15 protein-coding genes and 2 tRNA genes are annotated in these 20,573 nt (G+C 64.0%); 15 read left to right on the forward strand and 2 right to left on the reverse strand.

The window, feature by feature from the left end:
• Window positions 1-83: 83 nt before the first annotated feature.
• The 9 genes from BMF89_RS18720 (at window position 84) to BMF89_RS18760 (ending at window position 13,442) form a co-directional block, all read left to right on the forward strand.
• Window positions 84-1,985: an acetolactate synthase large subunit gene (locus tag BMF89_RS18720; RefSeq protein WP_078108574.1), complete on the forward strand. Its 1,902-nt coding sequence runs from the start codon at window positions 84-86 to the stop codon at window positions 1,983-1,985.
• A 2-nt stretch (window positions 1,986-1,987) separates the two neighbouring features.
• A complete protein-coding gene (gene ilvN, locus BMF89_RS18725) occupies window positions 1,988-2,500 on the forward strand; it encodes an acetolactate synthase small subunit (protein WP_028264679.1) in 513 nt (170 codons plus the stop codon).
• Between the two features lie 82 nt (window positions 2,501-2,582).
• The gene (gene ilvC / locus BMF89_RS18730) at window positions 2,583-3,608 is read left to right on the forward strand and encodes a ketol-acid reductoisomerase (RefSeq protein ID WP_078108575.1); all 1,026 of its coding nucleotides are present in this window, start codon (window positions 2,583-2,585) and stop codon (window positions 3,606-3,608) included.
• Window positions 3,609-3,792: 184 nt separating this feature from the next.
• Window positions 3,793-5,388 carry a phosphoglycerate dehydrogenase gene (gene serA, locus BMF89_RS18735; RefSeq protein WP_078108576.1) on the forward strand — a complete coding sequence of 532 codons (1,596 nt, stop codon included), beginning with the start codon at window positions 3,793-3,795 and terminating at the stop codon, window positions 5,386-5,388.
• Window positions 5,389-5,598: 210 nt separating this feature from the next.
• Window positions 5,599-8,403: an FtsX-like permease family protein gene (locus BMF89_RS18740; protein WP_078108577.1), complete on the forward strand. Its 2,805-nt coding sequence runs from the start codon at window positions 5,599-5,601 to the stop codon at window positions 8,401-8,403.
• Window positions 8,400-9,155, forward strand: coding sequence for an ATP-binding cassette domain-containing protein (locus BMF89_RS18745; RefSeq protein ID WP_078108578.1), 756 nt, complete (start codon window positions 8,400-8,402; stop codon window positions 9,153-9,155). The genes BMF89_RS18740 and BMF89_RS18745 overlap by 4 nt, the downstream gene beginning before the upstream one ends.
• 76 nt (window positions 9,156-9,231) lie before the next feature.
• Window positions 9,232-10,791: a methionine--tRNA ligase gene (gene metG, locus BMF89_RS18750; RefSeq protein WP_078108579.1), complete on the forward strand. Its 1,560-nt coding sequence runs from the start codon at window positions 9,232-9,234 to the stop codon at window positions 10,789-10,791.
• A gap of 311 nt (window positions 10,792-11,102) precedes the next feature.
• Window positions 11,103-12,194 carry a 3-isopropylmalate dehydrogenase gene (locus BMF89_RS18755; protein WP_078108580.1) on the forward strand — a complete coding sequence of 364 codons (1,092 nt, stop codon included), beginning with the start codon at window positions 11,103-11,105 and terminating at the stop codon, window positions 12,192-12,194.
• A 135-nt stretch (window positions 12,195-12,329) separates the two neighbouring features.
• Entirely contained in the window at window positions 12,330-13,442 is a 1,113-nt protein-coding gene (locus tag BMF89_RS18760; RefSeq protein WP_078108581.1) for a branched-chain amino acid aminotransferase, read from the forward strand.
• 59 nt (window positions 13,443-13,501) lie between these two features.
• On the opposite strand, the gene BMF89_RS18765 is transcribed toward BMF89_RS18760, so the two are convergent.
• Entirely contained in the window at window positions 13,502-14,236 is a 735-nt protein-coding gene (locus BMF89_RS18765) for an SGNH/GDSL hydrolase family protein (RefSeq protein WP_171983555.1), read from the reverse strand.
• Window positions 14,237-14,374: 138 nt separating this feature from the next.
• On the opposite strand from BMF89_RS18765, the gene BMF89_RS18770 reads away from it, so the two are divergent.
• The 4 genes from BMF89_RS18770 to BMF89_RS18785 all read left to right on the forward strand — a co-directional run bounded on the left by BMF89_RS18770 (window position 14,375) and on the right by BMF89_RS18785 (window position 18,315).
• Entirely contained in the window at window positions 14,375-15,157 is a 783-nt protein-coding gene (locus tag BMF89_RS18770; RefSeq protein ID WP_253190895.1) for an MBL fold metallo-hydrolase, read from the forward strand.
• 55 nt (window positions 15,158-15,212) lie between these two features.
• Window positions 15,213-15,989 carry a fumarylacetoacetate hydrolase family protein gene (locus tag BMF89_RS18775; protein WP_078108584.1) on the forward strand — a complete coding sequence of 259 codons (777 nt, stop codon included), beginning with the start codon at window positions 15,213-15,215 and terminating at the stop codon, window positions 15,987-15,989.
• 85 nt (window positions 15,990-16,074) lie between these two features.
• Window positions 16,075-17,589: a glutamate--tRNA ligase gene (gltX, locus tag BMF89_RS18780; protein WP_078108585.1), complete on the forward strand. Its 1,515-nt coding sequence runs from the start codon at window positions 16,075-16,077 to the stop codon at window positions 17,587-17,589.
• Between the two features lie 12 nt (window positions 17,590-17,601).
• Window positions 17,602-18,315 (forward strand): HAD family hydrolase, encoded by a 714-nt coding sequence (locus BMF89_RS18785; RefSeq protein ID WP_253190896.1) that lies wholly within the window; start codon window positions 17,602-17,604, stop codon window positions 18,313-18,315.
• Between the two features lie 8 nt (window positions 18,316-18,323).
• On the opposite strand, the gene BMF89_RS18790 is transcribed toward BMF89_RS18785, so the two are convergent.
• Window positions 18,324-19,787 (reverse strand): hypothetical protein, encoded by a 1,464-nt coding sequence (locus BMF89_RS18790; protein ID WP_078108586.1) that lies wholly within the window; start codon window positions 19,785-19,787, stop codon window positions 18,324-18,326.
• A gap of 331 nt (window positions 19,788-20,118) precedes the next feature.
• Between BMF89_RS18790 and BMF89_RS18795 the strand changes: the two genes are divergently transcribed.
• Window positions 20,119-20,190 (forward strand) — tRNA-Gln (locus BMF89_RS18795).
• Between the two features lie 141 nt (window positions 20,191-20,331).
• Window positions 20,332-20,407, forward strand: a tRNA-Glu gene (locus BMF89_RS18800).
• The last annotated feature ends 166 nt before the right edge of the window (window positions 20,408-20,573 follow it).

Here is a 20,573-nt window from a genome sequence, read left to right on the forward strand (position 1 = left end):
ACCGCGCATTTGAGCAAGAACCCGCATGAACGCAGTACCCGCAGTAACTTTCACTAATTGAAGATCCCCAAAGGAAGAGTCCGATGAGCAAAGGATCGCCGATCAGCCCCTCGCTGATGGCTGCAAAGTCCGCTGGAGCCCCCAAAGCTCCGGAAAAGGTCGACCGTCCGGCTGACGCCGTCGTCGACACTGCTGCAACTCCCTCTCCTGTACTCGGGCCGAACAACGTTGTACCCCCAACGGTGATGACCGGCTCGGAAGCTATTGTCCGCTCGCTCGAAGAACTCGGCGTCGACGATATTTTTGGTTTGCCCGGTGGCGCGATCCTCCCCACCTATGACCCTTTGATGGCCTCCAAGATGAATCACGTCCTGGTCCGTCACGAACAGGGAGCCGGCCACGCAGCGCAAGGCTACGCCATGGTTACCGGACGGGTTGGCGTCTGCATCGCCACCTCTGGCCCCGGTGCCACCAACCTCGTTACCGCCATCATGGATGCCCACATGGACTCCGTGCCCCTCGTTGCCATTACCGGCCAGGTATCGGCTTCCGTCATCGGCACCGATGCCTTCCAGGAAGCGGACATCGTCGGCATCACCATGCCGATCACCAAGCATTCCTTCCTGGTGACGGATCCCAACGACATTCCGCATGTCATGGCCGAGGCTTTCTACCTTGCGAGCACCGGGCGTCCCGGTCCCGTATTGGTGGACATCGCCAAGAACGCCCAGCAGGGCACCATGACCTTCTCCTGGCCGCCCAAGATCGATTTGCCGGGCTATCGTCCGGTGGTCCGCGGCCACAACAAGCAGGTGCGCGAGGCTGCCCGGCTCATCGCTGCGGCAAACAAGCCCGTCCTGTATGTCGGCGGCGGTGTGGTCAAGGCCCACGCATCGGCCGAACTTCGTGAGCTCGCGGAACTCACCGGCGCTCCCGTGGTGACTACCCTCATGGCCCGCGGCGCGTTCCCGGACTCCCACCCCCAGCACGTCGGCATGCCCGGCATGCACGGCACGGTTTCCGCGGTAACCGCGCTGCAGCAGTCTGATTTGTTGATCACCCTTGGTGCGCGCTTCGATGACCGCGTGACGGGTGTCCTCAGCACGTTCGCTCCGCACGCAAAGATCATCCACGCTGACATCGACCCCGCGGAGATCTCCAAGAACCGTACGGCCGACGTTCCGATCGTGGGCTCCGTCAAGGAGATCATTCCGGAACTGAGCGAGGCTGTCCGTACCGCTTTCGAACTGTCCGGCACCCCGGACCTCGGCGGCTGGTGGGCCTTCCTCAACAATCTCCGCGATACCTACCCCTTGGGTTGGACCGAACCGGAAGACGGACTCAGCGCCCCCCAGCGGGTCATCGAACGCATCGGTGCGCTCACTGGTCCGGAAGGAATCTATGTCGCGGGCGTTGGCCAGCACCAGATGTGGGCTGCCCAATTCATCAAGTACGAGCGTCCCCATGCGTGGCTGAACTCCGGCGGTGCCGGCACCATGGGTTATGCCGTGCCGGCAGCCATGGGCGCCAAGGTCGGCGAACCCGACCGCGTGGTGTGGGCGATCGACGGCGACGGCTGCTTCCAGATGACCAACCAGGAACTGGCCACCTGCGCCATCAACAAAATCCCCATCAAGGTTGCCATCATCAATAACTCTTCGCTGGGCATGGTGCGCCAGTGGCAGACCCTCTTCTACGAAGGCCGCTACTCCAACACCGACCTGAACACCGGCCACGACACCGTCCGCATCCCGGACTTCGTCAAGCTGGCAGACGCCTACGGCTGTGCCGCGTTCCGCTGCGAACGGGACGAGGACATCGACGCCACCATCCAGAAGGCCTTGGAAATCAATGACCGTCCCGTGGTCATCGACTTCGTGGTCAGCCCGAACTCCATGGTGTGGCCGATGGTCCCCTCCGGAGTCTCGAACGACCAGATCCAGGTTGCCCGCAACATGACCCCGGAATGGGAAGAGGAGGACTAGCCATGAGCCGCCACACACTGTCCGTTCTGGTCGAAGACAAGCCCGGCGTGCTGACCCGCGTGGCCAGCCTGTTCGCCCGGCGGGCCTTCAACATCAACTCCTTGGCCGTCGGTCCCACCGAGGTCTCCGGGATTTCCCGGATGACCGTCGTCGTCGACGCCGATGGCGACCTCATCGAGCAGGTCACCAAACAGCTCAACAAACTGATCAACGTGATCAAGATCGTCGAGCTGACTTCAGAATCTTCCGTGCAACGTGACCACATCCTGGTCAAGGTACGTGCGGATGCCGCGACACGCCTGCAGGTCACCCAAGCTGCAGACTTGTTCCGTGCCTCAGTGGTTGACGTTTCCACAGACTCGGTGGTCATTGAGGCAACCGGTACCCCGGAAAAGCTCGCAGCGCTGCTTTCAGTGCTCGAGCCGTTCGGCATCCGCGAAATAGTGCAGTCCGGCACCTTGGCCGTTGGGCGGGGATCCCGCTCCATGAGTGACAGGGCTTTGCGCTCCGCTTAGGACACTGTCCCAGGCACAGCGCGGCAGCCCGATACCGAACCACAGACAATATCTACAAAACCACTCAAGAGGAGTTACGCAAGTGACTGAAATGTTCTACGACGACGACGCAGACCTGTCGATCATCCAGGGTCGCAAGGTTGCCATTGTCGGCTACGGTTCCCAGGGCCACGCCCACGCGCTGAACCTGCGCGACTCCGGCGTCGAGGTTGTCATCGCGCTCAAGGAAGGCTCGAAGTCGATCGCCAAGGCCGAGGACGCAGGCTTCACGGTCAAGAACGTTGCCGACGCCGCCGAATGGGCCGACGTCATCATGATCCTGGCGCCGGACCAGCACCAGCGCGCGATCTACAACGACTCCATCAAGGACAAGCTGACGGCCGGCAAGGCCCTTGCGTTCGCCCACGGCTTCAACATCCGCTTCGGCTACATCGAGGCGCCCGAGGGTGTTGACGTCATCCTGATCGCCCCGAAGGCTCCCGGCCACACCGTGCGTCGCGAGTTCGAAGCCGGCCGCGGTATCCCGGACATCATCGCCGTCGAGCAGGATGCTTCCGGTTCCGCCTGGGAGCTGGCCAAGTCCTACGCGAAGGCAATCGGCGGCACCCGCGCCGGCGTCATCAAGACCACCTTCACCGAAGAGACCGAAACCGACCTCTTCGGCGAGCAGGCTGTCCTGTGCGGCGGCGTCTCCCAGCTGATCCAGTACGGCTTCGAGACCCTGACCGAAGCCGGCTACCAGCCGCAGATCGCCTACTTCGAGGTGCTTCACGAGCTCAAGCTCATCGTCGACCTCATGTGGGAGGGCGGCATCGCCAAGCAGCGCTGGAGCGTTTCCGACACCGCAGAATACGGCGACTACGTCTCCGGCCCGCGCGTCATCGACCCCCGCGTCAAGGAAAACATGGCCGGCGTCCTCGCCGACATCCAGTCCGGTGCCTTCGCGAAGCGTTTCATCGACGACCAGGACAACGGTGCAGTCGAGTTCAAGGAACTGCGCGCCAAGGCAGAGCAACACCCGATCGAGGGTGTCGGCCGCGAGCTGCGTTCCCTGTTCTCCTGGCAGCAGCAGGACGAGGACTACGTCGAAGGCTCTGCAGCCCGCTAGTCAAGGCACCCGTTGAAGCCGCGGCAGGCGCCGTAGCAATTCAACACAGAACACCGTTCGGGATAGGCTCGAAATGAAGCCGCCCGGCATGGAGGCCGGACCCGGTATACCGGGTCCGGCCTTCGTCGTCAAAGAATCGTTTCACCAAAACCCCACCTGAAAAAGAGAGCTAAAGAGGTCACCGGTGACTAGCACCAAGCCAGTAGTACTCCTCGCTGAGGAACTTTCGCCCGCCACGATCGAAGCCCTTGGTCCGGACTTCGAAATCCGCCAAACCGACGGTGCGGACCGCTCCCAGCTGCTCTCCGCAATCGTCGACGTCGACGCCATCCTGGTGCGTTCAGCCACCCAGGTGGATGCCGAGGCAATTGCCGCAGCCAAGAACCTCAAGATCATCGCTCGTGCCGGCGTGGGCCTGGACAACGTCGACATCAAGGCCGCCACCCAGGCCGGCGTCATGGTGGTCAACGCCCCGACCTCGAACATTGTGTCCGCCGCTGAACTCACGGTCGGCCACATCCTCAGCCTTGCCCGCCACATCCCGCAGGCCAGCTCCGCCCTGAAGGGCGGCGAGTGGAAGCGCTCCAAGTACACGGGCATCGAACTTTTCGAGAAGAAGATCGGCATCATCGGCCTCGGACGCATCGGCGCGCTCGTGGCCGCCCGCCTGCAGGGCTTCGAGACTGAGATTCTCGCCTACGACCCGTACATCACCTCCGCCCGCGCCGCCCAGCTCGGCGTCAAGCTCGTCACCCTGGATGAGCTTCTGGAGAAGTCGGACTTCATCACCATTCACATGCCCAAGACCCCGGAAACAGTCGGCATGCTGGGCGCGGATGCCTTCAAGAAGATGAAGGAAACGGCGTATGTGATCAACGTAGCCCGTGGCGGCCTGATCGACGAAGAAGCCCTCCACGAGGCTTTGGAAGACGGCCAGATCGCAGGCGCAGGCGTCGACGTCTTCGTCAAGGAGCCGAGCACCGACCTGCCGTTCTTCGGCATGGACAACGTCATCGTGACGCCCCACCTGGGCGCCTCGACGGACGAAGCCCAGGAAAAGGCCGGCGTTTCCGTGGCAAAGTCCGTGCGCCTCGCCCTCGCCGGCGAACTCGTTCCGGATGCCGTCAACGTCGCCGGGGGCGTGATTGCCTCCGACGTCCGCCCCGGAATCCCCCTGATCGAGAAGCTCGGCCGGATCTTCACGGCCCTGACCCACGCATCCCTGACGCAGATCGATGTCGAGGTCGCGGGCGAAATCTCCAGCCTTGACGTGAAGGTCCTCGAGCTGGCAGCGCTCAAGGGCGTTTTCGCCGACGTCGTAACCGAGCAGGTCTCCTACGTCAACGCACCCGTCATCGCTGAGCAGCGCGGCATCAACACCCGCCTGATCACGACGCCGGAGGCCGAGGACTACCGCAACGTCCTGACCATCCGCGGGGCACTGAGCGACGGCTCCCAGATCTCCGTGGCCGGGACGCTCACCGGGCCCAAGCAGGTCCAGAAGCTCGTGGGCGTCAACGGCTACGACGTCGAAATCCCGATCAGCGAGCACTTGGTGGTTGTTTCCTACGCGGACCGCCCGGGTGTCATCGGCACCATCGGCCACATCCTGGGCATGAACAACATCAACATCGGCGGCATGCAGGTGGCCCGCCAGAGCGAAGGCGGCCAGGTCCTGGCGCTGCTCACTATTGACACTTCCGTGCCGCAGCAGGTCCTTGAAGCCATCAAGGCCGGCATCGGCGCGGACATGGTCCGCGAAGTGGATCTGGAAGACTAGCATCCCAACCGCTTGAGCTAGAAATGTGTGCCGCACTTCACATCGGCGACATATTATTGGCCGGTCTGCCTACAATGGCTTGGTCCGAATTTCGGAACCGGCGGCAGGCCGGCCAATAACTTTTGCACGCACCCGGTGGATTCCTCTTGCCTCGGCATGGTTCCTGGGACAGCAGTGTGCACACCCGCAATCCAGGACTCAGGGAGCCCTATGAACGCCGTCCAGAGGTTCATCAGAAGCCGTGTGCTTCTGCTGACCGCGGCCATTTTGATCGTCGCCATGTGTTTGTCCGTATTCATCCAGAGCCAGTCGCAGGCCGCGCTGAACCGGACAGTGGATGAGAACTCACGCGGCCTGTACGACATTCTGGTCCAGGCCAAGTCCGCGAACACCAAGGACGGCGGGGCCCTCCTCCAGCCGGACATCGCGAATGGCCAGGGTGGCATCAGCTTCCCGCAACTCGAGAAGATCCGCGGGCTGAGCGGTGCGGCCGTCGCGGCGCCCATCAGCCTTGTCTCCCGGGTGACGCAGAACCTGGAAACTCCGCGGCTTGATGCCATGGATTACCTTGGCTACAACGCGGGCCTGGCTGGTGGAGCCACCGCGGGGGATCCGACTGGAACGGACGCCAAGAAATGGCCCGCACCGGAGTCCGTGCTCCCCGCGCAGCCCAAGAAGTACCGCCTGACCGCCACTGCCGTGAGCTCCGACGGGGTGTCCCAGCAGACCCTCTTCCAGACCAGTGCTGAAGGCACGCTCGGCAAGGGGCAGGTCGTAGAACAGCAGACTGCCGGCGGCAAGAGCATCCGCATCGCCGGCCCGGCGGGGGAGACCGGCATCAAGTTCCCCGCGCCTGCCGGTGGCTCGGAACACAACCTTTTCAATCTTTCCGTGGCGCTGCCCATGGCTCCCCAGGTCACCGAGTCGGTTGTCGCCGTCGACCCGACAGCTGAACGCGCGCTCCTGGGCTCGGCCGGAGACTTCCTCGCACCGCTGCAGAAGGCTCCGCCGCCCGACACCCGCAACGCCGGAGCCATCGGCCGCTACTTCGAACAACTCTTCGCGAAGAGCCCTACGCAGCAGGAACTCGAACAAGGCCCGGATTTCATGGGCGTCAACCTCAAATACTGGGCACCCCTCATGACCCAGTACCAGCAGGCAAAGCTGTCCGGCCAGCTCACGGATGCCTCGCAGGCCATCCCCTTGATCGTCCGGCAGGGAACTTCGCTGGATCTGAAGTATTCGGTCAAGATCCAGGAAATCGACGATTCGGGCAATGTCGTCAACGACGTCGGCACTGTCTCGCGTTCGCTGGACAAGGATTACCTGCCCTTCGTGTCAAAGTCGCCCTTCGCCCTGGAATGGCCTGGATCCACGGACCACAGCCAGTTGCTCGGCAACACGGGCAACTTCAGCCAAGGCCTGTACCAGCCCGCCCAGTGGAGCACGGACTTCGCAGGGGCACCCAAGTACACGGACGGCGCAACCTCCGCGAATGGAGCCGTCGGCAAGTCCGCAACACCGGGCGACTGGGTAACCGTCAACAAGCTGCCCGAGAAATCGGCCTTCGGGGCGATGGTGGACCAGAGCCAGCGCAAGCCCGTCGATGAACGTTCGTACCGGGAGAACCTCTCCACCGGCTCGAAGCCGGCCACTCCGCTGCCCATGGTCTATGGAACGTTCGATCCGGCCCAGATCCAGAAGGCGGCCGGCGACGTCAACAAGCTGCCTTTGGGCGGCTATGACCCGGCACCGATGACGCTCCAGAAGGATGCTTCGGGCAATGACACCGCAGCCAAGGGCCTCAAGCCTTCGTTGAGCGCCACCGGCCTGGTCAGCCAGTCCGCCGGCGCCATCACCGACTACTACGGCCTTGCCGCAGCGCGCGGTTACGACTCCAACGCCAACGTCATCGACGCCGTCCGGGTCCGCGCCAGCGCGCCGGGCAACTGGAAACAAGCCCAACCGGAGGTCGACAAGCTCGCGGCCCAGATCCGCGACATGGGTCTCGAAGCCACAGTGGTGGCCGGCTCCGCGCGTGAAGACGCCAACATCTTCGTTCCGGGATACTCCAAGGACGACGCCGGCAAGGAATCCGCGCTGGGCACCGTGCAGCAGTCGTGGGTCCGGCAGGATGCCGCCGACGCCGTTTCCGGTTCCCTGACGGGCACCAATATCACCCTCCTCTTCCTGACACTGTGCGGGGCCACCCTCCTGACCGGCGCTTCGACAGTCAGCTATATCCGCCAGCGTCGCAGCGAAGCCGGGATACTCCGTGCCATGGGCTGGACCCAAAGAAAGATCCGCAGCTGGGTCCTTGAGGAGTTCGGCATCGGTGCGGCGATCGTTGCCGTGGCTGGCATTGCGCTGAGCCTTCTGAGCTGGAATCTGGCTACCGTCATTGTTTCCGCATCAGTGCTGCTCATTTACTGCGCAGCCGCGTACATCGCGGCCCAGCAATTGCGGCACCGCGACGTCGTCGACCAGGAACCCCAACACGACGAGCGGCTGATCGCAGTTGATTCGCCCCTGACGTTTGCGTACCGCCAACTGGTCACCCACCGGTTCAGCTCGGTGGCGCTGGCCGTGGCCGTGGGCGTGTTCGGAGCGGCGGTTGGTGCCCTGATCGCCTTGCTCATCGACATCCCGCGCGCAGCCGGGGCCAGTGCCCTCAGCGGCCTTGCCTCCGCCACCGTCGCGCTGCCGAGCGTCATCCTGGCAGTCTGCGGCGTGCTCGTGGGCCTCGTGCTGACCCTGGTCACCGGTCGCTTCGAGCTCCAGGCCAGGCGCGAGCAGCTCGGCACGCTCAGGGCCATGGGCTGGAACCCGGACATGCTGGGACAGGTCCGATTCTTCGAAAATGCCTTGGTCGGAGCCGCGGCACTGATCCTGGGCGTCCTGGGGGCGCTGGGCCTGGGCCTGCTGCTCGCTCCCTATGCCGCACTTTGGGCCGCTTTGGCCGGAGTGGTGGCAGTACTTTGCTGGATTCCCATTGCAACGAAAGTGGTCAAATGACTGACAATCTCGAACCCGATCTGACCGCGACCACGGAATCCACCGACGAGTCGTTCCAGACCCGCGCCAACACCATCGTGAGGGCTGCGGACCACGGCATGCCCTTGCAGTTGAGCAACATCACCATCCGCTACGGCGGCGACAAGGGCGGGGCGGAGCCGGTCACCGTCGTCGAGGACTTCAACCTGACCCTGCACGCCGGTGAAATGCACTGTGTCGCCGGGCGAAGCGGCTCAGGCAAGACCAGCATCCTGACGGTGGGAGCGGGACTCACGCTTCCGACGTCGGGCCGTGTCCTCTGGGAGGGCGACTCCCTCGAGAAGATGGGCGACGACGAAATCGCCGACCGCCGCCGCGCCCTGATCGGGTACGTGGACCAGGGCGGCGCCTTGATCGACGGCATGAGCGCTTTGGAGAATGTGCTGTTGCCGGCCGTTCCCGACGGCGAAGTGGAGCAGCGCACCGAAATGGCCAAGGACCTGCTTGACCTGGTGGGCCTCGGCCGGCGCATGCGCCACCGTCCGGCACAGCTTTCCGGTGGTGAGCGCCAGCGTGTCGCGATCGCCCGCGCCCTGATCCTGGGCACCCGCGTCCTGGTGGTCGACGAGCCAACGGCCAGCCTGGACCGCACCTCTGCCAACCGCATCATCAGCATCCTGAAGGACACCACCAGTGACGGGATTGCCGTGCTGGTGGCGTCGCACGACCACGAGCTTGTCAGGCTCAGCGATACGCTGACTGAATTGAACTAGCAACCGATGCCTCCGGACCGGTCGCCATATGCGGCCGGTCCGGTCTTCCATCTCCAAGAGAAGGTAACTTCGTAGAGTGACGTCTCCAGATAAACCCCCGTTCTACATCACCACTGCCATTACGTATCCGAACGGCGAGCCGCACATCGGGCATGCCTACGAGTACATCGCCACCGACGCGATGGCCCGTTTCAAGCGCCTCGATGGCTATGACGTGATGTTCTTGACGGGCACGGACGAGCACGGCATGAAGATTGCCCAGGCGGCGGAGAAGGAAGGCATCACGCCGAAGCAGCTCGTGGACCGGAATGCCGAAATCTACAAGGCTGCCCACGCTGCCTTGGGTATTTCCTACGACCGCTTCATCCGCACGACGGACGCCGATCACTACGCCGCTTCCCAGGCCATCTGGAAGAAGATGGAAGCCAAAGGCGACATCTACTTGTCCAAGTACGAGGGCTGGTACTCAGTCCGCGACGAGGCTTATTACACCGAGGACGAGACCGTCCTGAAGGACGACGGCGGCCGCTACTCACGCGATACCGACACGGAAGTGACCTGGACCGCGGAGGAGAGCTACTTCTTCCGGCTGTCCGCCTACCAGGACAGGTTGCTGGCCTTGTACGAGGAGCAACCGGAATTCGGCGCTCCCCAGTACCGCTTCAACGAGGTCATCAGCTTTGTCAAGCAGGGCCTGCAGGACTTGTCCATCAGCCGGACGACTTTCGACTGGGGCGTCCCGGTTCCGGGGAACGACAAGCACGTCATGTACGTGTGGGTTGATGCCCTGACCAATTACCTGACCGGGGTCGGCTACCCGGATGCCGATTCGGAGGCGTTCCGTAAGTTCTGGCCGGCAGACGTCCACATCATCGGCAAGGACATCTCCCGGTTCCATGCGATCTTCTGGCCCGCCTTCCTCATGAGCGCCGGCCTGGAACTGCCCAAGCGGGTCATGATCCATGGCTTCCTGACCAACAATGGCGTCAAGATGTCCAAGTCCCTCGGCAACGTGGTGGCGCCCAAGGACTTCGTGGATCAGTACGGCCTGGACCAGGTGCGCTTCTTCTTCCTCCGCGAAGTGCCCTTCGGCGCCGACGGCAGCTACAACCACGAGGCCATTGTGGGCCGCATGAACGCGGACCTTGCCAACAACTTCGGCAACCTGGCGCAGCGTTCACTGTCCATGGTGGCCAAGAACTGCGAAGGCAAGGTGCCGGTTCCCGCCGAGTTCTCGGCCGAGGACTCGGCGCTGCTGGCACAAACGGGCGAACTGCTGGACCTGGCCCGCGCAGCCTTCGACAAGCAGGAATTCAGCCGCGCCCTCGAGGCGATCTGGGCCGTCCTGGGTGACACGAACGCGTACTTCGCCGAGCAGGCCCCGTGGGTGCTGCGCAAGACCGACGTCGAGCGCATGAACACGGTCCTGTACGTCACGCTGGAAGTAGTCCGGATCGTGGCGATACTCGTCCAGCCGGTCATGCCGACGTCGGCGGCCAAGCTGCTCGAGGTGCTGGGACAGCCCGACGGCGAGGCGCGCCAGTTCGCGGCCATCGCCACGCCGATCGTCCCCGGCACGGAGCTCCCGGCTCCGGCCCCGGTCTTCCCGCGTTACGAAGAGCCCGCCGAATCCTAAACGCCCGCTCACATACGGCGCCTTTTGGGCAAACGCCCGCTCACATACGGCGCCTGACGCGAACGCCCGCTCACCTATACGGTGCCTGACGCGAACGCCCGCTCACATACGGCGCCTGACGCGAACGCCCGCTCACCTATACGGTGCCTGACGCGAACGCCCGCTCAGATCCGGTCCGTCGGCCATGCAGATCGGAGCGGGCGTTTGTCTTTTCTCCCTCTTATGTGAGCGAGGATCGACGGAACGTGCCATATATGTGAGCGGGCGTCGGGAGCCCGGGGCGTTCAAATGGTGAGACAATTTTGACCAGAATGTGGATGCGTTGGCAGTCTGAAAACATGAGCGCAACGCAATCCGCCGCAACGATCAACCTGGCTGTCATTCCCGGCGACGGCATTGGCCCCGAAGTCATTGCCGAAGCCCTCAAGGTCCTGGAAAAGGTCGTCGCCGAAGAGGGCGTCACCCTGGAGCAGACTGAATACAAGCTCGGAGCCCAGCACTGGCTGGAAACCGGCGAAACCCTCCCGGACGAGGTCCTGGCCGACCTGCGTACCCGCGACGCCATCCTCTTCGGCGCTGTCGGCGCGGCCCCGGGGGACACCCGCATTCCTTCCGGCATCATCGAGCGCGAGATGCTGCTCAAGCTTCGCTTCAGCCTCGACCACTTCGTGAACCTGCGCCCGTCGCGGCTCTACGGCACGGTGGGTAGCCCGCTCGCCAATCCCGGCACCATCGATTTCATCGTGGTCCGAGAAGGTACCGAGGGGCCGTACGTCGGCAACGGCGGTACGCTGCGCGGCGGGACCCCCCATGAGGTTGCCACCGAGGTATCGCTCAACACTGCCCACGGCGTCGAGCGCGTGGTCCGTGACGCCTTCCGCCGCGCCAGCGAGCGTCCCCGCAAGCATGTCACCCTGGTCCACAAGCACAACGTCCTGGTCTTCGCGGGCCATTTGTGGAAGCGCACTGTCGAGGCCGTGGCCAAGGAATTCCCCGAGGTCACCCACGATTACCTGCACATCGACGCCGCCACCATCTTCATGGTCACCGATCCCTCCCGCTTCGACGTGATCGTCACCGACAACCTCTTCGGCGACATCATCACAGACCTCGCCGCTGCCATCACCGGGGGCATCGGGTTGGCAGCCTCGGGCAACATCAATATGGACCGGACTGCGCCCTCCATGTTCGAACCCGTCCACGGGTCCGCCCCGGACATCGCCGGGCAGCAGAAGGCGGATCCAACCGCCGCCATCCTGTCCGCGGCCCTGCTGCTGGACCACCTCGGCTACACGACGGCCGCCCGGAGGATCGAAACCGCCGTCGTCGCCGATATCGAAAGCCGCGACGGCGATAGCCGCAGCACCGCGGCCATCGGCGACGCCATCGCTGCCGCACTCTAGGGCCTGTACTGGCACTTTGGGGTCGGTACCCGGGCGTAAGCTTTACTTGAATTATTTACCTGCTGCCGTGGTCCGTCGCTGAACCATATCCTCCAAGAGATGGTTCGCTCTGCCTGGTAGCCGACTGGAGGAAACATGACTCAGACTGCCCACGGCGTCGAATTCAGCCAGCAGCTCTCGGAGACCCCGAAGTCTGCTGAGGAGCGTGCAGCTATCCTGGCAAACCCGGGATTTGGCGACTACTTCACCGACAACACCGTCATTGTCGACTACAGCGTTGACACAGAGGGCAAGGGCGGTTGGCACAGCGCCCGCGTCGAGGCCTACGGACCGATTTCCCTGGATCCGTCGGCGGCGGTGCTGCACTACGGCCAGGAGATCTTCGAAGGACTCAAGGCTTACCGCCACGTTGACGGCTCCGTGTGGACGTTCCGTCCCGAGGCCAACGCTGCCCGCCTGAACAAGTCGGCGCGCCGCCTCGCCCTCCCGGAACTCCCCGAGGAATACTTCCTCGGCGCCATCCGCGAACTCGTGCAGGCGGACAAGGAATGGGTTCCGTCCGGCGACGGCGAAGCCCTGTACCTGCGCCCGTTCATGATCGCGACGGAGGCGTTCCTGGGTGTCCGCGCGGCCCGCGAGGTCTCGTTCCGGGTCATCGCTTCTCCGGCCGGCAACTACTTCGGCGGCGAGCTCAAGCCGGTATCCATCTGGATCTCCCGTGAATACGCGCGCGCCGGCCGCGGCGGCACCGGTGCAGCCAAGTGCGGTGGAAACTACGCCGCATCACTGATTGCCCAAATGGAAGCCGAGGAGAACGGCTGCAAGCAGGTCCTCTTCCTGGACCACTTCAACGACGACGCCGTCGAGGAACTCGGGGGCATGAACGTCTTCTTCGTCATGAAGGACGGCTCACTCGTCACTCCTGCACTCACCGGAACCATCCTCGAAGGCGTGACCCGTTCGTCCGTCATCCAGGTGGCGAAGGACATGGGCCGCGAGGTGTCCGAGCGCAAGATCACCCTTGCCGAGTGGCGCGACGGCGTTGCCTCCGGTGAAATCGCCGAGGTCTTCGCTTGCGGCACCGCGGCTGTCATCACGCCCATCGGAGTTCTCAAGGACAAGACCGAGTTCATCGGCTCCGAGGACGCCAAGGCCGGCGAAACCACCATGGCCATCCGCCAGCAGTTGCTCGGCATCCAGACCGGAACGGTCGAGGACAAGCACGGCTGGCTCACCCGCCTGGCTTAAGGTTCAGCAGAGCGCCCGACGGCGGCCCCCCACTGCGGTGGGCGGGTCGCCGTCGTCGGTTAACCCGCAAGCGGGCTGTTGCCGGGGCTGCCTTGCCGGATCCGCGGTTCGATGAGTGCTTCCATCTTGGACTGCAGATACTGCTGGCCCGCTGCGGACGGATGATCGCCGTCGGGACCAATGAGGTCCGCAGCGTCGTTCATGATCCAGCCGAGGTCGATGGGATCAACGAAGTCGGCGCCGGCTTTCGCGGCAGCGGCCCTGTCCTGGTCGCGGATGTTGAGCCTTTCCGCCTCGGGCGTTCCCGTGTACGACGGCGGCCCGACCACCACGATGTCGGCGTCGGGAGCGCGGGACTTGACTGCGGCAAACGCGCGCGCTGCCGCGGCCTCGGTTTCCCCGGGGGTGGTTCCCATGTCATTTTCGGAACCGAAGAACAACACCAAGCGCGTCGCTTCCGTTACCGCCGTGTCCACCTGGGAACCGAAGGTCGATCCGTTGTCGCCGGCGCTGACATAACCGCTGCCATCATGCGCGGCATTGACGATGGTCGCATGGAACTGCTGAAAGCCGGGGTCCTTCTCCACAAGATTGGGCCAGGCATCGGCTGGGGAAGTGCCGTGTCCCGTGCTGAGGGAGTCTCCGATAATCACCACAGTGGGCTGGCCCGGGGCCGCGGCGGACCGTGGCCCGGTGTCGGAGGAACAAGCGCTGAGGAAGGCGAGGGCTGAAAGACAGACTGTTGCGATCGCCGTCGTCCGGAGTCCGTGTCTCCGGGGTTGGCTCCGCAGCAATTCGACCACTCCTCCGCAACTGTCGCCTAGCGTCCTTCCCAGTGCCTTGGCACCATGCTACGTCGTATGCCGTGCCGGCCCCGAGGCACCCGGCTTTCCGTTCCCGGGTCCGTCCACGCCGTGTGCCAAGATGGAGAAGTGAATCCGGCCAGTGACTCCTCTTTCCAGAACAGCAGTCCCTTCACCCGCTCGCTGCTCGCACCCAATCCGGGCCCGATGAGCCTCGACGGCACCAATTCGTACATCATTGCGGGTCCGGACGCCCGGGGAGTTGTCATCGTCGATCCCGGACCGCTCGACGAATCCCACCTGGCTGCACTCGCCGCTGCAGGAACGGTGGAGCTCGTTCTCATCACCCATCGCCACAAGGACCACACGGAGGCCTCCGTGCGCTTCCATGAACTCACCGGCGCGCCCGTCCGCGCGGCGGATCCGGTGCAGTGCCATGGCGGCGAGCCGTTGCGGGCTGGCGAGGTCATCCAAGCCGCGGGAGTGGAGATCCGCGTGCTGGCCACGCCAGGCCATACCTCCGACTCAGTCTGCTTTCACCTTCCGGGTGACGGACCGGATGGCTCGGTGCTGACGGGCGATACCATCCTGGGGCGGGGCACCACCGTCCTGGACTATCCCGACGGACGGCTTGGGGATTACCTCTCTAGCCTCGACACACTCGAAAGCCTCGGTCCGGCGACGCTGTTGCCCGCGCACGGCCCCGTCCTGCCGGCCGTCGACGCGGTATGCCGCGAGTACCGGGCCCACAGGGAGATGCGCCTGGACCAGATCCGTGAGGCCCTGGCGCGGCTCGGGGCCCAAGCCGGGGTCCAGGCAGTCACCGATGCGGTGTATCCCGACGTCGATCCTTCCGTTCGGTGGGCCGCTGAAACCTCGGTGGCGGCGCAATTGGACTATCTGCGCGCCTAGCGTACCGTCCGCAGTGCGCGCGTAGCGTCCGCCTGCGGACGGTACGCTAGAACCCATGCGTATCGCCCGGTTTGTTGTTGATTCTGATCCCGTCTACGGCGTCGTTGAAGGTGAGCCCGGCAGTGAAGTCATCACTGTCATCCACGGCGACCCCTTCTTCAACGGCGTCGAGCGGACCTCGGTCCGCCACAAGCTGGAGGACGTTCGCCTTCTGGCACCGATCATTCCGCGCAGCAAGGTCATCGGCGTCGGGCGGAACTTCGCCGAGCATGCCCGGGAGTTGGGCAATGAGGTCCCGCAGCATCCCTTGCTTTTCCTGAAGCCGAACACCGCCGTCGTTGGCCCCAACGATCCGATCGTGTTGCCGGAGTTCTCGGAGGAAGTCTCCTTCGAAGCGGAACTCTGCGTCGTCATTGGCCGCATTTGCAAGGACGTGCCCGAAGACCGCGTGGACGACGTCATTTTCGGTTACACCTGCGGAAATGACCTCACGGCCCGCGACGTCCAGAAGACGGACCTGCAGTGGGCCCGTGCCAAGGGCTTCGACACCTCCGCGCCGCTCGGCCCGTGGATCGAGACGGAACTCGATCCCGAAGACCTGGCCATCAAGGGCTGGCTCAACGGCGAACTCCGCCAGGACGGCAGCACCAACCAGATGATCCGCGGCGTGCGGGAGCTGGTGTCGATCGTTTCGCAGGCTTTCACCCTGCTTCCCGGTGATGTCATCATGACCGGGACTCCTGCCGGCGTCGGGCTGGTCCAGGAGGGCGACCGCTACGAGGTCGAGATCGAAGGCATCGGCCGCTTGTCCAACCCGGTAGTGCGCCGGTAAGGCTTTGGCGGGCCGCCGCAGGTCCCGCCGCCCCTAGTGGCACTGGGGATTCCGCCCACTGCCACGGGGTAAAGTTGGAACCATTATGACTACTGTTGCTGCGTCGAACTCTGCCGCCATTCCTGCCGTGACCGCCGAAACCCCGGTCCGCGTCCGGTTCTGCCCCTCGCCCACCGGAACTCCGCACGTTGGATTGATCCGTACGGCCTTGTTCAACTGGGCCTACGCGCGGCACACCGGTGGCAAGCTGATTTTCCGGATCGAGGACACCGACTCCGCCCGCGACAGCGAGGAGAGCTACCACCAACTGCTTGACGCGCTGAAGTGGCTCGGCATCGACTGGGACGAGGGCGTGGAAGTTGGCGGGCCGCACGAGCCGTACCGCCAGTCGCAGCGCGGCGACATGTACCAGGACGTCATCGCCAAGCTCAAGGCCGGCGGCCACATCTATGAGTCATTCTCCACTCCCGAGGAGATCGAGGCACGACACCGCGCTGCCGGGCGCGATCCCAAGCTCGGCTACGACGGCTTTGACCGCCATGTCACCGAGGAACAGCTCGCACAGTACAAGGCCGAGGGCCGCAACGCCGTGTTGCGCCTGCGCATGCCGGACGAAGACCTGACCTTCAACGACCTCGTGCGGGGGGAGATCACGTTCAAGGCCGGATCGGTGCCCGACTTTGCCGTGGTTCGTGCCAACGGAGCCCCGTTGTACACGCTGGTGAACCCCGTGGACGATGCACTCATGGGGATCACGCACGTCCTCCGCGGCGAGGATCTGCTCAGCTCCACTCCGCGGCAGATCGCCCTCTACCGGGCGCTCTACGCCATCGGCGTGGCCGAATACATGCCCGAGTTCGGCCACCTTCCCTACGTCATGGGCCAGGGCAACAAGAAGCTTTCCAAGCGCGATCCGGAATCCAGCTTGTTCCTGCACCGGGAACGCGGCTTCATCCGCGAAGGATTGCTCAACTACCTGTCCCTCCTGGGCTGGTCCCTGAGCGCTGACGAGGACATCTTCACCGTGGAGCAGCTCGTGGCCAGCTTCGACATCCACGATGTCCTGGGCAACCCTGCGCGCTTCGACATCAAGAAGGCCGAAGCCATCAACGGAACGCACGTCCGCATGCTCAGCCCGGAGGATTTCCGCCAGCGGCTTGTGCCGTACCTGCGTGCCGCAGGCTTCGTGGGGGAGATCCTGACTCCGCGCCAGGAAGAGATCCTCGCCGAGTCCGCGCCGCTGGTCCAGGAAAGGATCACCCTGCTGGGCGAGGCTCCGGAGATGCTCGCCTTCCTGTTCAAGAACGACGACGCGATCGACGTCGCCGACGACGCCCGCAAGGGCCTCCCCGAGAACCTGGGCGAGGTGCTGGACGCCGCATTGGCAGCATTGGAACCGCTCGCGGACTGGACAGCGGAAAGCATTCAGACAGCCCTCAAGCAGGCTTTGGTGGAGGATCTTGGCATCAAGCCGCGCCTTGCATTCGGCCCCGTGCGCACGGCAATTTCCGGCCGCCGCATATCGCCGCCGCTGTTCGAATCGATGGTCATCCTGGGCAAGGAATCCTCGCTCACCCGCTTGCGCGCGTTCCGCGGCTAGTCCAGGCACGCCGTGATCCACGCACTTCATGAGTCATTCCGCACGGTCCGGGGCGTCCTGTTCGACATCGACGACACCTTGGTGGACCTTGAGTACGCCATGACCACGGCCCTGCGTGACGTCAGCGAACACCTCCTGCCCGGCCTGGACCAGGCCGGGTGGGAGAAGTTCGGACGGATCTTTACGCACGAAACCACGCATTTCTATGACCGGTACCTCGCCGGTGAATTGACGTTCAACGAGCAGCGGCTGCTGCGCGGCCGTGCGGCGCTGGGGCATTTCGGCGTCGAGCTTGGCGGCGAGGACTCCCACACGTGGCTCAACGACTACTCGCGCCTGCAGCCCAGTTATGTCAGGGCCTTCAGCGACGTCCTGCCGGTCCTCGATGCCCTGGACGGCCTTGGCATCCCTTATGGCGCCGTGAGCAACAACGTCCATGACTACCAGCGGGTCAAGCTCGACAGCGCAGGACTCGCGCGGGTGTCGGTTCTCGTCGGCACGGACACCGTGGGCGTGCCCAAGCCGGACCCCGCCATTTACCTGGAAGGGGTCCGCCGCTTGGGCACCACCCCGGCTGAGACCCTTTTCGTGGGCGACAACCAACTTCTCGACGCCGACGGCGCCACTGCCGCCGGATTGCGCGGCATCTGGCTGAACCGCACCGGCGAGCCCGACTCCGATTTCTCCGGCCGGGAAATAGATTCCTTGACGCGGTTGCTCGCCTGAGGCTTCCGCTACCCGGCCAGCCGGAACTTGCGCAGGAAAACGAACGCCCCGACGGAACCCGCCCCCAGGACGCCCACAAGCCCGAGCGCCGTGCCGGTATCCGATTTCCCGGTCATGCTCGACGGCGATACCGCCGCAGCTCCCTGATGGAGTTCCGTGGTGCCCGCCGCGATTCGCGCATTTCCATCCGCGAGTTTGTTGGCACCGGTGGACAACTGGGCCGAGCCCGCCGCCAGTTTGGCATTTCCATCCGACAACTTGGAGGCACCCGCTGCCAACGCAGTGGAACCGTCCAGGAGGCCGGGGGAGGAGGGATCCGCGGGGCTGCCCTTGATTCCGGTCATCAACGAGTCAGTGCCCGCAGCCAAGCGTGACGTTCCGTCTGTCATGCTGGCGGTGGCCTTGAGGAGACCCGGATGCTCGGGGTCGCCCGGTACGCCGTCCATGCCCACACGGATCTTTGCAGTCCCATCGGCGAGCATTTGGGTTCCCAGGACAACGCCCGGGGACGCTGGATCCTGGCTGTTGAGCTTCTGGGCCAGAGTGGCGAAACCGGCCGTCAGCTTGCCGGTCCCTGCCGCCAGCTTCCCCGTGCCGTCGGCAAGCCGGCCGGTGCCGTCATGCAGTTGGGTCGCTCCGGCCGAAAGCTGGCCCGCGCCGGCCTGCAATTGCGAAGCTCCCGCGTCAAGGCGGTGTGCGCCATCGTTGAGCGCATTGATCTGGGCCTTAAGCGCTGCCAGCGGCACCACGCCCTGGATGCCGTTGGCGGCGTCGGCGAGCTGCTGTAGCCCCTGGGCCAACGCGGCGGAGCCCGTTCCCTTGGTGGGGTCGTCGCCCGCTCCGGGGTAACCTTTGAGCTGATTGGTACCCGCAGCGAGCCTGGAGGCGCCCGCGTCGAGTTGCGCAGCACCGGCGTCGAGCTGGGCGGCTCCGTTGTTCAGCTGGTTCGCGCCGTTGTTCAGTTGAGTGGCGCCGTCGCCGAGATTGTTCTCAGCGTTGCCGCCGGGCGTCGGAGTCAGCGCCGCGGAAAGTTGCACGGCACCGGCTGCGAGCTTCTGCGCGCCGTCGTCCACTTTATAGACCCCCGGCGCAAGCTTGGCGTTGACGTCATTCTGGATTTTCACGGCACCTGTAGCGAGTTTGTCTGCTCCGTCCTTTAGCTGCTGGGCTCCAGGGGCCAGCTTGCCTTGGATTCCGTTCTGGACTTTTGAGGCGCCATCCGCCAGCTTCGCCGCACCTGTCCCGGCCTCCGCAGCTCCGCCTGCAAGCCTCGCTGCGCCGTCTTTTAGCTGGCCGGCGCCGGCAGAGGCCTGTGCGGCACCGTCATCGAGCTGCGCCGACCCTGCCGCGATCTTCCCGATGACCAAGGTGTAGAAGCCGAGGAGGGCTATGAGCAGAAGTGCGAGTACGGCGATGGCGATGATCTGGGCACGGCTTCGTGTTCTGGTGGCATTGGCAGGGTTCGGTGTCATGGGCAGTTCCTCTCGATGACTTCCCGGCAGCGGCACTGCTGCCGGGGATCCCCCCATGTGACGCAGCCAACAGGCGTTCCGGCCTGGAGCTGTGCCACGAAACAAGTGCGTGGCGTTGGTTACCGATTGGTAACTTACCGAGAGTAAACCTAGGATCCGGTCGATTGCAAGGGTTTTTCCCAGTTTGTCCTTTCGTTCGGGACGGGGCCGGGCCGGCCTCGCGCCTGCGTGCTCGATTTGTGTGCATCGAAAGTCTCGGGTAAAGTAATTACTCGTGCTGAGGGGCACGGAGCGAAGGTTTACGCCATCGAATCCGGCCTAAAAGTGCCAATGGGATATGGTGTAATTGGCAACACTACGGTTTCTGGTACCGTCATTCTAGGTTCGAGTCCTGGTATCCCAGCTCTGAATAATCCGCATATTTGTGCGGGAATTCGGAGTTTCTCATCGGTTTGCCGATTTGAAACAAGGCTGAATGTGTGAAATACTCATTCAGCTTGAATGCCGGAAGCGGAATTCACAAAGTGGTAAAAACAAAGTGCAAGGCCCCATCGTATAGCGGCCTAGTACGCTGCCCTCTCACGGCGGTAACGCGGGTTCGAATCCCGCTGGGGTCACCAATGAATCCCCCGGAACCAACAGGTTCCGGGGGATTTTTCTTTGTCTCGGTTGGATGGAACGTCGGACGCCGTACCTTTCTCCCCTTGTTTGCTGCGCGAAAGTCCAGGGGTGCGGCGATTCGCCGTGTCGCAAACGCTTTCCCGTTTCAAAAGAGGGGAACGCCGT

Origin of the sequence: Arthrobacter sp. SRS-W-1-2016, assembly GCF_002009585.1 — a bacterium.
GTDB classification, from domain to species: Bacteria; Actinomycetota; Actinomycetes; order Actinomycetales; family Micrococcaceae; genus Arthrobacter; species Arthrobacter bambusae_A.